The 11,548-nt window shown below is 41.0% G+C and carries 10 protein-coding genes; 6 read left to right on the forward strand and 4 right to left on the reverse strand.

The window, feature by feature from the left end; translation table 11 throughout:
• The first annotated feature begins 47 nt into the window (after window positions 1-47).
• Window positions 48-1,388 (forward strand): TldD/PmbA family protein, encoded by a 1,341-nt coding sequence (locus V7K15_RS27195; RefSeq protein ID WP_334910680.1) that lies wholly within the window; start codon window positions 48-50, stop codon window positions 1,386-1,388.
• A gap of 61 nt (window positions 1,389-1,449) precedes the next feature.
• Here the strand turns inward: V7K15_RS27195 and V7K15_RS27200 are convergent, their stop codons facing one another.
• The 3 genes from V7K15_RS27200 to V7K15_RS27210 all read right to left on the reverse strand — a co-directional run bounded on the left by V7K15_RS27200 (window position 1,450) and on the right by V7K15_RS27210 (window position 4,957).
• On the reverse strand, window positions 1,450-2,442 hold the full coding sequence (locus V7K15_RS27200) for a pentapeptide repeat-containing protein (RefSeq protein ID WP_334910682.1): 993 nt from the start codon (window positions 2,440-2,442) through the stop codon (window positions 1,450-1,452).
• Between the two features lie 69 nt (window positions 2,443-2,511).
• Complete coding sequence (locus V7K15_RS27205) at window positions 2,512-3,396, reverse strand: hypothetical protein (protein WP_334910684.1); 885 nt, start codon at window positions 3,394-3,396, stop codon at window positions 2,512-2,514.
• 490 nt (window positions 3,397-3,886) lie between these two features.
• Window positions 3,887-4,957 (reverse strand): aspartate carbamoyltransferase catalytic subunit, encoded by a 1,071-nt coding sequence (locus V7K15_RS27210; protein ID WP_334910686.1) that lies wholly within the window; start codon window positions 4,955-4,957, stop codon window positions 3,887-3,889.
• A gap of 225 nt (window positions 4,958-5,182) precedes the next feature.
• Here V7K15_RS27210 and V7K15_RS27215 point away from each other — a divergent pair, with 225 nt between their 5' ends.
• Window positions 5,183-5,761, forward strand: coding sequence for a Uma2 family endonuclease (locus V7K15_RS27215; RefSeq protein WP_334910688.1), 579 nt, complete (start codon window positions 5,183-5,185; stop codon window positions 5,759-5,761).
• A 109-nt stretch (window positions 5,762-5,870) separates the two neighbouring features.
• Here V7K15_RS27215 and mgtE read toward each other — a convergent pair whose 3' ends face one another.
• On the reverse strand, window positions 5,871-7,223 hold the full coding sequence (mgtE, locus tag V7K15_RS27220; protein WP_334910690.1) for a magnesium transporter: 1,353 nt from the start codon (window positions 7,221-7,223) through the stop codon (window positions 5,871-5,873).
• 386 nt (window positions 7,224-7,609) lie between these two features.
• On the opposite strand from mgtE, the gene V7K15_RS27225 reads away from it, so the two are divergent.
• From V7K15_RS27225 to V7K15_RS27240, 4 genes are all read left to right on the forward strand, one after another.
• Window positions 7,610-8,959, forward strand: coding sequence for an ATP-binding protein (locus V7K15_RS27225; RefSeq protein ID WP_334910692.1), 1,350 nt, complete (start codon window positions 7,610-7,612; stop codon window positions 8,957-8,959).
• 83 nt (window positions 8,960-9,042) lie between these two features.
• Window positions 9,043-9,243 (forward strand): hypothetical protein, encoded by a 201-nt coding sequence (locus tag V7K15_RS27230; RefSeq protein ID WP_334910694.1) that lies wholly within the window; start codon window positions 9,043-9,045, stop codon window positions 9,241-9,243.
• The gene (locus V7K15_RS27235) at window positions 9,240-9,428 is read left to right on the forward strand and encodes a hypothetical protein (RefSeq protein ID WP_334910696.1); all 189 of its coding nucleotides are present in this window, start codon (window positions 9,240-9,242) and stop codon (window positions 9,426-9,428) included. The genes V7K15_RS27230 and V7K15_RS27235 overlap by 4 nt, the downstream gene beginning before the upstream one ends.
• Before the next feature lie 10 nt (window positions 9,429-9,438).
• The coding region (locus V7K15_RS27240; protein ID WP_442949720.1) for an nSTAND1 domain-containing NTPase at window positions 9,439-11,548 on the forward strand (2,110 nt) is incomplete at its 3' end.

Raw genomic sequence — 11,548 nt, forward strand, 5'->3', positions numbered from 1 at the left:
CCCAGGCTGAAGCAGGGAGCAAGAAAATCCCAAATTAAAAATTGACTATGCCGAATATCAATGAGATTGCAAATTCCGCCAAGGACAATGCTGATAAGCTTGGTATTAAGAAATTCGACATTTATGGCTCAACAGTAGATGATACTAGCGTGCAAGTAGACCAAGGTGAGCCAAAACAAGTCAAAGCTTCAAATCGCTCTGGTGTTACTGTTCGTGTCTGGAATGAAGAGAATACAATGGGTGTCACCAGCACCACAGATGTCGATGCCAAAGGACTGGAATTAGCTTTGAAAACTGCTTATGAAGCCAGTTTCTTTGGTGTTAAAGAAAATGTTCCTGATTTTAGTCCAGAAGCTACTGTTTCGATTCCAAATAAATCTCAGGATAAAACACCCCAAGCACCTGTTGCTGAACTCATAGAAAGATTGTTAGTAGCTGAAAAAGAATTACTGGCAGCTCATCCAGCAATTAAAGGTGTGCCTTATAACGGTTTGTCGCAAAGAGATATTGACAGGTTTTATCTCAATAGCGACGGTGCAGTCAGAACTGAATCTCATTCCTTAGCATCAGTTTATCTTTACAGCAAAACTGAAGAAGAAGGAAAAAAACCTCGCAGTGCAGGCGCTTATAGAATCAACCAAAGTTTAGATAATCTAGATATTAATGGTTGCATCAAAGAAACTGCCGATAAAACTATCAGTCACTTGAATTATGAAAAAATCAAAACTGGTAAATATCGAGTTGTTTTCTCTGCGGAAGCTTTCTTAAGTCTGTTGGGTGCTTTTTCAAACTTATTTAACGCCCAAAGTATTTTGGACAATCAAAGCCTATCTACTCCTGATGATTTAGGTAAGCAAATTGCTTCTCCTCTACTTTCAGTTTTTGATGATGCACTGCACCCAGCTAACGTAGGGGCAGAAAGTTTTGATGGCGAAGGAACTCCTACTCGTCAGATTTCGCTGATTGAAAATGGTGTTTTAACAAGCTTTCTCCACAGTGCAGGCACTGCTAAAAGGTTAAATACCCAGCCAACTGGTAATGCCAGTATTGGTGCAAAAGTCAGCGTTAGTCCCAATTTTTATCACGTTTTTACAACAGCAACTTCTGAGCAGGAGTTGAGCTTAGAAACTGCTGAAAATGTGATTTTTATCGATGATTTACAAGCTCTCCATGCTGGAGTTAAATCCTTACAAGGTTCCTTTTCTTTGCCGTTTGATGGTTGGCTAGTTAATAAGGGTGTCAGGACGAGTATTGAGTCAGCAACTGTTGCTGGTGATTTCTTAGAAGTCTTAAAGTCAATTATTTGTGTAGAAAAAGAGGCGGAGTTAACACCAGGGGGAGTTTGCCCGAAAATTTGGGTTAATGAACTGTCGATTACTGGTGAATAAAACTTAGTATTTGGGCAATACCTACCATGATAAAATAGTGGGTATTGCCCATGCTATATTTTTAATCGTTAATTGTTCCATCAGGCATTACCGCCCCACGCAAATCTGCACCCGTCAGATTTGTACTACTCATTTCTGCTCTGATTAGATTTGTCTTACTTAAATTGGCATCAGTCAAGTCTGTCCTCGCAAGATAGGCATCAACCAAGTCTGCTTCAGTGAGGTTAGCCCCACGCAGGTTAGCCCGACTTAAATCAACTCTATTTAGCCTTGCAAAACTCAGGTTTGCTCCACTCATCTGGCATCTCGTCAGTTTAGCATCTGGCATAATTGCACCATACAAGTTAACACCTGTAAGTTCGGCATCTATCAGATTTGACCGTTCCAGTCTAGCATTCATCAGGTTAGCATCTTTCAAATTAGCACCCCCGATGTTAGTATCTGCCAGAGATGCATTATACAAAATCGCTTCACTCAGGTTGGCATCACTCAAATCGGCATAACGTAGCGTTGCCTCACTCAAGTTAGCACCACTCAAATCAACTTTAGATAAGTCTACACCAGTTAAATCAGCGCCTCGCAGGTCAGCCTTATGCAGGTTAGCACCCCGTAGACTAGCAGAGTACATTCTCTTCTCTTCTCGCAGGTTAGCACCACGCAGACACGCACCGGTTAAATTTGCACCACTCAAATCTGCACCACGCAAATCGGCATTCATCAAGTTAGTATCCAGCATATACGCCAAAGTTAAATTAGCATTACGCAAATCAGCACCCTGCAAAGTTGCACCATGTAAATTAGCATCGTGCAAGTTGGCACTGATTAAACTTGCCTGATTTAGATTCGCGCCACTTAGCTTTGTACAAACTAGATTTGCCTTATTTAGGATTCCCCGATTTAGATAGCTAAAAATTAGGATGGCATTACGCAAATCTGCCTTATTCAAATCTATACCAATCAAATCTGCACCAAACAAATTTACTCCATTTAAGTTTGCCTCAATAAATTTTGTTTCTCCATTTACATATCGCGTCAGAAGTTCATTTGCATCCATATTTTTCCTATTTAAATTATCACAATCTTTCCAAATTTTCCCAGATTCAACAATGGTCAAAAATTGCGATTATTCTTTGATAGGGGGTACTATAAATTGACAGGTATTATTGTCATCCTTGAGTGCAATTTTCTGATGAGGATTAACTGGTATTCTCGTTTCTGGAGATGAATCGCTGTTAAACGGTTGATATCGGTTGTCGCTGGATGACATATTGTTATATAAACCTCGCATAGATTGGATGATTGTACTAGCTGCTTGAATATTTTCATCCGGCTTGCCTAGAGATATAACAGCACTATTTAGTTTAGATTCAAGCTCTCTGATAGTTGGACAAGTATCAAATAATCTTAGCAATAAATCATCAAGTTTTTCAGCCTTCAGTTTCAACCAGTCTTCTTCATTGAAAGCAAACTTTTTGTAAAGCGCAGAAAATAAAACTATTTTAGCCCGAAGTGGGTTAGTATACTTCATAATATTTTGCCGTAAATCAAACTGATTATATTGATGTTTGATTTGACTGTTTTGATCTATATAATTTGATGATATTTGTCCCGGATGATAAAATATCTGTTCATTTTGATTAGATTGATTTAATAATATTCCTGTCGATTCCTCTTGATTAGGTTGATTTAATAATATTCCTGTTGATTCATCAGGCGTTACATATAGCTTCTGCATTTCCTGAGAAATGACACTGGCGATTAGGGCGTATTCCGCTTGTTTATTAATGGTTTTTACAACTTTAGATAAAGTATAATTTAAGTTATTTATAGTTGGATTCAATCTGGATAATTCTTGAATTAATTCTTGTAAGTTAAACCTATCTAACGTCTCTTGATCATTCTCCCAAATATTTTTACAAGCGGAGTATATTAATTTTTTAATCCGTTTTGAGTTTTCATGCTGTTCTAAATCTTTAGTTACTGCATCAAGGCTAGATATAGTTTTCATCGGTAAATCTCCGGCACAGGTATCAAATAGTAAAAAATGATAGAACTAGCTCTTTCAACGTAAAATCTCTTTTTCTCTGTGTATTAAGTGCTTTATAAGTTATTTATTTAACCGCAGAAGCACAGTGTAAAGTATGAGGGCAGGAAACCTCCCATTAGGCTTTCTAAGACAGAGAAAAGAGGTTTATGAATAAGAATTAAATAAGATACATGGCTTACCTTACCCTCAATTCCTCTCTTTATAAAGGAGAGGAAAGCTAGAGACAGGATGAAGTTTTGCATTTTATTTAATCCACGTTCCTTAGAGAGGAATTTATTTTTGAGAATTTCTACTTGCTTTGAAAGGGCTGGTCTTATGTTATACCTTTTTTATCTAGCTTGTGTAGTCATGTCGAATCACTTTGCTGATGATTGGCGTTACTGATTGGGGTTGGCACAACAGCTGAATCCTGATGGTCATTGCCTGTCACCGAAACAGTGCTGAGATTATATTAAGCCTTGCCGCTACCTAACAGGTACAGCAGCGCCATCCGAACGGCTACACCACTGGTAACTTGCGATTGAATGAGACTAAATTCCGGGTCATCCATTAATTCAGAACTAATTTCAACACCACGGTTAACTGGGCCTGGATGCAAAACTTTGACGTTAGGTTTACAAAGTTGCAACTTTGTGCGTGTAATGCCAAATAACTGATGATATTCTCGCAAACTTGGCAGTAAATGAGCCGTCATACGTTCCTTTTGCAAGCGCAAAGTCATGACAAAATCAGCATTCTGCAAAGCTGGTTCTAGTTGCCAGTAGAGAAAGAGTTGGGAAGTAGGGGATGAGGGGGATGTAGCTTTAGCTTCCCGCAGGGTGGGGGATGAGGAGATAACAAACTCCTGACTCCTGACTTCTGCCTCCTCAGAGATGTATTCGGCAAATAATTTGGGTAAGAGGGTGGGTGGTGCTGCCAGATGCACTTCGGCACCACTGGCAATTAAACTCCAAATATTCGATCGCGCCACGCGAGAATGGAGAATATCCCCAACAATGGCAATCTTTTTACCTTTTAAAAGTTCTAATCTGGGACTAGCTGGGTCAATTAGAGTACAAATGGTAAATAAGTCTAGCAGCGCTTGGGAAGGATGCTCATGTTGACCATCACCAGCATTGAGGACACTAACTCGTACACCTAGACGATCCATTTCAGCCGCGATCGCATTCGGTACTCCAGCTTCTCGATGGCGGACTACCATAATATCAGTTCCCATCGCCAAATAGGTCTTTGCCGTATCGAGAATTGTCTCTCCCTTAGTCATAGAAGATGTGGCTGCGGCGAAGTTCAGCGTATCTGCACTTAAACGTTTGGCAGCGATTTCAAAACTGCTACGAGTCCGCGTAGACGGTTCAAAAAATAAATTCGCCACCACCTGTCCCTGCAAGCTTGGCACTTTCTTCGTCCGCCGTGATAGCACTTCTTGAAAACTGGCAGCAGTTTGCAAAACTGTATCATATTCAGTGGTAGTGAAGTCAGCTAGGGAAAGAATGTGATGACGATTCCAGGTGTTAGTAGGCATAAATAGTAATCAGTTTCCTGTATAGAGATCCGAGTGTAGACGCAAAGCGGCTTGTCGTCAGACATCGCGTCTCTACAGCTTTTTAATTTACATATGCAGAGGAAATGATATCATCTGTGTTCTATCAAATTAGCTACCTGTCTAAAGTAGAGGTAGAGGTTTAGTCTTCCCTATTGGCAGCGCATGGGTGTAACCCAACTAGAATTTCGTGGAGCGGAATTAATTATGACTGCTTTAACTTTACAATTACCTCCTAATCTCAAATTTACGGATGAGGAATTTGAGCAGATTGTTGCTGTGAATAAAGAGTTGCGTTTGGAATTAACTGCTGAAGGAGAATTGGTAATCATGCCACCCACTGGAGGAGAAACGGGAAACCGTAATTTTGATTTGTTAGGTCAACTATGGTTTTGGAACAGTCAAAAAAATTTAGGAAAAGCCTTTAATTCTTCCACTGGTTTTAAACTTACCAATGGTGCAACTCGTTCTCCTGATGCTTCTTGGCTAAAGATGGAACGGTGGGATGCTCTCACACCACAACAAACAAAAAAATATCTCCCCTTGTGTCCTGACTTTGCACTAGAATTGGTTTCCGAAACTGATGATGTGGAAGACACTCAAGCCAAGATACTGGAATACTTAGCTTTGGGATTATTACTTGGTTGGTTAATTAATCCCAAAGAGAAACAAGTAATAATTTATCGTCCAAATGTTGCACCAGAAGTTTTACAATCTCCTACAAGTTTATCTGGTGAAGATGTTCTCCCTGGTTTTATTTTAAATTTACAGCCGATTTTTGCGTAGATGAATCGTTATGGTCATTGACGATTGATTATAACAAAACCCTTACGGGGAAGGGTTTTAACAAATAAAAAATTATGCTCTTTTTTTCAATTAGACATTTTTCAGCTTATTAACTTGGTAAATGGAAAACATTTAAAGCACAAGAAATCAGGGTAAGGAACGTTAAAAACCCAATTGTATCTAGCATTGTAGTCACCAACGGGCCACTAACTAGTGCCGGGTCAAGCTTCAGTCGTTTCAAACCCATTGGCAGTAAAGTGCCGAGTGTAACAGCCACAATTGTATTAGTTGCCATTACCATTCCAGCAATTAAAGCCACCCATCGCTCTTGGGGTCGCGCCCAAATTAAGGAAAGCAGAATCATCGTTGTGGCTAAAACTAGGGCTGTGGCTAAACCTGCTAGAAGTTCTTTGCGGAGAATTTTCAAGGTATCTTTGGGTGTTACCTCGCCCACCCCTAAGCTGCGGATTGTTACCGTTAATGATTGAATACCAACAGTACCACCAGTGTTAGAAAATATTGGCATGATCACTGCTAAAACTGGCACTGCGGCAATTACAGATTGAAAAGGCGCGATCGCACTGGCAGCACCAATATACAATGCCATGATGCCCAATAGCCAAGGCAAGCGGTTGCGGATGGTGAGTAGGGGAGAAGATAAAGCTGTTTCATCACCACTCACACCCGCCATTTTTTGAATATCTTCTGTGGCTTCCTCTTCCAAAATATCCATGACATCATCAATGGTGATAATGCCTACCAATCGGTCTTCGCGGTCAACCACGGGGATAGCGATTAGGTCATAGCGCTGCATGATTCGCGCCACTTCTTCTTGGGGGGTTTCAGTTTTCACCTTAATGACGCGATCGCTAGCAATATCCTTGATGAAAACATCGGGAAAGGTAAACAATAACTGGCGCAGTGAAACAACTCTCACCAGCGTCCGGTTGTCATCTGTGACGTAGGCGTAGTAAATCGACTCCTTGTCTTCGTCCTGACGGCGGATTTTGCTTAGGGCTTCGCCTACAGTCAATCCTTCGCGCAACCGGACATATTCGGTTGTCATCACCCGCCCCGCAGTACCTTCTGGATAGCCGAGAATCGTTGCTGTTGCTTGCCTTTGTTCTGGACTCAGTTCTTGCAATAGCCGTTTGATTACCCCAGCAGGTAGTTCATCAAACAATTCTGCCCGTTCGTCGGGACTCATCTCTTCTACAAGTTGCACTACCTGAACATCATGCAGAGAATTAATTAGTTCTTCCTGCACCTCTGTGGGCAGATATTCAAATACATCAATTGCCTGACCTTTGTTGAGTAAACGGAATGCGATCGCGCGTTGTTGTTCAGGTAATTGTGTAATGTATTCTCCCACATCCACCGGTTGTAAGCAATTTAAATCCCATTTCAACTGGTTTAAATCGGTAGTATCAGCCAGCAAATCCCGAATATCTTGTGTAAGCATGATATATATCTCCTAAGTCTCCCCCGCGCTGGGAGACTTACTCGCCAGTTCAGAGGAGGTTGATACTGCCATCTGGTGGACTATGGTCCATAAAATTTCAACAATTCAATATCGATATCTAATTCAAGGCATCGCTAGTCATCATCCTAACCCGGAATAGCCCTCTCCGATAGATACTAAGAGTTTTGGTCGCTTGGACATGGCGCTAAACCAAACTTTTAATTACCTCGTTTAATAATTGAATTTACCTAAAAATACCGTCTACTCACCTTTGAGGCAGCAAAAGCAAAAATTCTCCGAAATATTGAGATCCGAAGATGTAAATAACTTTATCCTTTTAAACAAGGATATGTTAAGACAATACGAGATAATTGCACTACCAGGTTATGCCCATAGATTTACGGGAATTTTATCAAGCTAGCGATCCCAGCAGAACTCTGTTTGTCAATAATAGCTCTGATGGCAAGTATTACATCGATTTTTCCTCGGTACGAGGTGGTGATATTCTTGGCAAGCTGAAGCAGAAGATTACTTTTTTTAAGCCCAATGAACCCACTTGCACTTTATTTACTGGGCATATTGGTTGTGGAAAATCGACAGAATTATTACGGTTACAGGCGGAACTGGAAAAGTTAGGCTTCCATGTCGTCTATTTTGAGTCCAGTGAAGACCTGGAAATGACTGATGTCGATATTGCTGATGTGCTGTTAGCGATCGCTCGTCGGGTGAGTCAAAGTCTGGATAAAATTACATTGGAGGCACCCAACAAGTTTAATGAGTTGCTCCAAGGTGCTTGGAAGGTCTTAAACTCCGAGGTAACGGGAGTAAAAGTTAAGGTTCCAAATGTCGGCGATTTTGGTGTCAGTTCAGAAAAAGAAAAGTTGTCTCTGTCTGTGGGCATTGGTGAAATCACTACAAAGATAAAAAATGACCCCACGCTGCGAGAAAAACTCAATCAGTATTTGGCACCGCAAAAAACTAAGCTGCTGGAAGCGATTAATCAAGAATTATTAGAACCGGCGATCGCTAAACTCAAACAGCAGGGTAAAAATGGTCTGGTGGTAATTGTCGATAATCTTGACCGCATAGATAATCGTGCCAAACCTTGGGGTCGTCCGCAGCAGGAATATTTATTTGTCGATCAGGGTGAGTTTTTGACAAGGCTTAATTGTCATCTCCTCTACACCATGCCCTTGGCTTTGAAGTTTTCCAATGATTACGGAATGCTGACTCAGCGTTTCCCAGAAGATCCCAAGGTGTTACCAATGGTACCTGTACAAAGGACTGATGGTAGTGTTCATGTAGAGGGAATGGCACTGATGCAGCAGATGGTATTAGCGAGAGCTTTTCCTGAGTTGACACCAGAGGAACGTTTAAATAAAATTACCGAGATTTTTGATAGTGCTGCTAGTCTAGAGCGGTTATGTAAAATGAGCGGTGGTCATGTGCGGGACGTGCTGAGGCTGGTAAATACCTGGATTATGGAAGAAATGAGTCTTCCCCTAACCCGTGAAACCTTAGAGCAAGTGATTCGTTCTCGGCGGAATGAAATAATATTACCGATTTCTGATGATGAGTGGCAATTGTTACGTCATGTCAAGGAAAGGAAAAAGGTGAGTGATGATCAAGGATATCAAAAACTGATCCGCAGTCGGTTTGTATTTGAATATCGGGATGGTGGCGAGTCTTGGTTTGATGTTAATCCCGTTTTGGCTGAGGCGAGTGAGTTGCAATGATTATTGTAGAGAAGGCGATTCATCGCGTCTCTTGCCTTAACCGAACAGTATTGGGAGGTAGGAGAGCGATGAATAATTAGATTATGAAAGCAGAAACCAGAAATGTTTTGTTAAAAGCTTACGCACAATTGCACCAAATCACAGAAGAATTGTACTCCGCCTCGGATAAAGCTGTAGAAAACAACGATTTTGAGGACGCTAGCTTACTAGCCAGTAGAGCCGATAGACTTTATGAAGAAATAGAAAATTTAAAGATTGTAATTTCCGAACAGGAGGAGATATGAAAACAATCCCAGAGTTAAAGACTCGGATTAAAGAACTCAGTAAACAAGCTGTTGAATTTAGTAGAAAAGCATCTGAAGTGTGTTTAAGTGACCGTCAGCAAGCCAAGTATTTTAGACAGCAAGCAAGAGAAGCTAGCAAGCGCACTCAAGTATTGATACAGGAGTTAAAACGCCAGGACGTTTAATTTTGTGTTTATGACAGACTCGCAATCACCAGAAGATGACCATGTAAACAGCGAACGCACTCTGACACAATTAGCTTGGGCGATTGAATCCTCTGTGGGACAGTTTAAGCTGATTTTGGCACGGTGTAATTATGCTAGCTTGCGCGATCGCTTAATCTCCAGATTGCGGGAAATTTGTCAAGTCGAAATTCGTGTTTTGGCGGTGCAGCAATCTCACAGGACTCTTTATACTGCGATTCAGTCAGAATTCGGCGAAGAAATACCAGCCTGTGTAATGGTTGTGGGTTTGGAGTCAGTGCAGAATTTGTCTGTGATGTTAACTTCTGCTAATCAGGTGCGGGAGGAGTTTCGCAAGAATTTTGCTTTTCCCTTAGTGTTATGGATTGACGATGAAATCTACAAGCAACTAATACAGCTTGCACCAGATTTGGAAAGTTGGGCAACTACGAGAAATTTTGCCATAACAACGCAGGAATTGATAGATTTTATCAGCGAAACAGCTAATCAATGGTTTAGTAATAACTTAAAATTTAGCGTCGATGTATATATTAAATTGGAAAATGAGTTACAAGCGGCGCAAAGAGATTTACTCAATCAGCCAGATGTTTATAATTTAGAAACTCAAGCTAATTTAGAATCTTTATTAGGTTTTATCAAACAGATAAATAATCACAAAGATTCGGCGCTACAGCATTATCACAAAGCTTTAGAGCTTTGGGAGCAAAGTAATAATTTAGAACGACAGGCAAAAGTCCTTGGTGAGATTGGCTTTTGCTGTTATCTCAAAGCTTTTAAACATCAAGATATCAATCATCCAGATTGGCAAGCAACTTGGCATTATGTTCAAGAGTATATAAATTTTATTTATCAGTTTCAAAGTCCAGGTTTAATTGACTTTTCACGTAATGTGGGGCGAAACCTAACCCCCCAACCCCCTTCCCTACTAGGGAATGGGGAGAATTCAAAGCCTCTCTCCTTGCAGGAGAGAGGTTTGGAGAGAGGTTTTCCATATTCAGTGAAAAGTCAGGAAGATTTAATTGCTAATGCAGTAGTTAAATTCGGTGATATCTTGCGAGATTTGCAAAAATGGGAAACGTTGCAGAGTCTTGCAGAACAAGCTTTAATAGTACATCAAACTAACAACCAGCTTAGGGAATTAGCCAAAGATTACGGTTTTTTAGCTGAGGTGGCTTTGGCTCAAAATAACTGGGTGAAAGCAAATCAGGTTGTTAAGCAAGCTTTGGAAGTTTTTGCTGCGATTCCTAATGTGGAATCAGCGAATATATCAGAGGTTTTAGCTGATATTGCCGAAAGAAATTTGAAATCAAAAGACTTAAGCTTATATCAATTTATTTTAGGTCGTTCTCAATACCATTTAGGTGAAACTCAACAGGCGATTCTCAGCTTAGAAACTGCTAGAGATGTGGGTAATCCCCTAGAAGATGTCAGACTTTACTTGGATATTATCAGATTTTTGCAGCAGCTTTACTTTGAGCAGAAAGAATATCTCAAAGCATACAAAATCAAACAGCAACGGCGTTCCATTGAACAGCAATTTGGCTTACGGGCTTTTATTGGTGCGGGTAGGTTAGAAGCTACAAAACAGGCATTTGTAGAGACATTGCGCTCAAACTCTCCACAAGGAAATATTGCCCCAGAAATTGCTGCATCTGGTCGCCTATTGGATGTAGAACGTTTAATTGAACGCATGGGTCGCCCTGATTATAAGTTGATAGTAATTCATGGGCAATCGGGTGTGGGCAAAAGTTCCCTGGTGAATGCGGGACTGGTACCAGCTTTAAAGGATAAAGCGATCGGTATTCAAGATTATTTGCCGGTGGTAATGCGCGTTTACACCAACTGGGTGGAAGAGTTGGGGAGGCTTTTGGGAAATGGAGGATATGAGGGGGATGACGGGGATGGGGGGACAAGGGGACAAGGTGACAAGGGGGAGTTAGAATCTCGTTCATCCACCTTTGAACTGGATGCATCCACCTCAGAACTCCGTTCATCCACCTTTGAACTGGATGCATCCACCTCGGAACTCCGTTCATCCACCTTTGAACCGGATGCATCCACCTCGGAACTCCGTTCATCCACCTTTGAACCGGATGCATCCA

This window comes from Nostoc sp. (assembly GCF_036919815.1).
Classification (GTDB): Bacteria; Cyanobacteriota; Cyanobacteriia; order Cyanobacteriales; family Nostocaceae; genus Nostoc.

What these genes read in the sequence shown, in the direction of transcription:
- V7K15_RS27195 (WP_334910680.1), top strand. Translation starts at nt 48, where the DNA reads ATGCCGAATATCAATGAGATTGCAAATTCCGCCAAGGACAATGCTGAT.
- V7K15_RS27200 (WP_334910682.1), bottom strand. Translation starts at nt 2,442, where the DNA reads ATGGATGCAAATGAACTTCTGACGCGATATGTAAATGGAGAAACAAAA.
- V7K15_RS27205 (WP_334910684.1), bottom strand. Translation starts at nt 3,396, where the DNA reads ATGAAAACTATATCTAGCCTTGATGCAGTAACTAAAGATTTAGAACAG.
- V7K15_RS27210 (WP_334910686.1), bottom strand. Translation starts at nt 4,957, where the DNA reads ATGCCTACTAACACCTGGAATCGTCATCACATTCTTTCCCTAGCTGAC.
- V7K15_RS27215 (WP_334910688.1), top strand. Translation starts at nt 5,183, where the DNA reads ATGACTGCTTTAACTTTACAATTACCTCCTAATCTCAAATTTACGGAT.
- mgtE (WP_334910690.1), bottom strand. Translation starts at nt 7,223, where the DNA reads ATGCTTACACAAGATATTCGGGATTTGCTGGCTGATACTACCGATTTA.
- V7K15_RS27225 (WP_334910692.1), top strand. Translation starts at nt 7,610, where the DNA reads ATGCCCATAGATTTACGGGAATTTTATCAAGCTAGCGATCCCAGCAGA.
- V7K15_RS27230 (WP_334910694.1), top strand. Translation starts at nt 9,043, where the DNA reads ATGAAAGCAGAAACCAGAAATGTTTTGTTAAAAGCTTACGCACAATTG.
- V7K15_RS27235 (WP_334910696.1), top strand. Translation starts at nt 9,240, where the DNA reads ATGAAAACAATCCCAGAGTTAAAGACTCGGATTAAAGAACTCAGTAAA.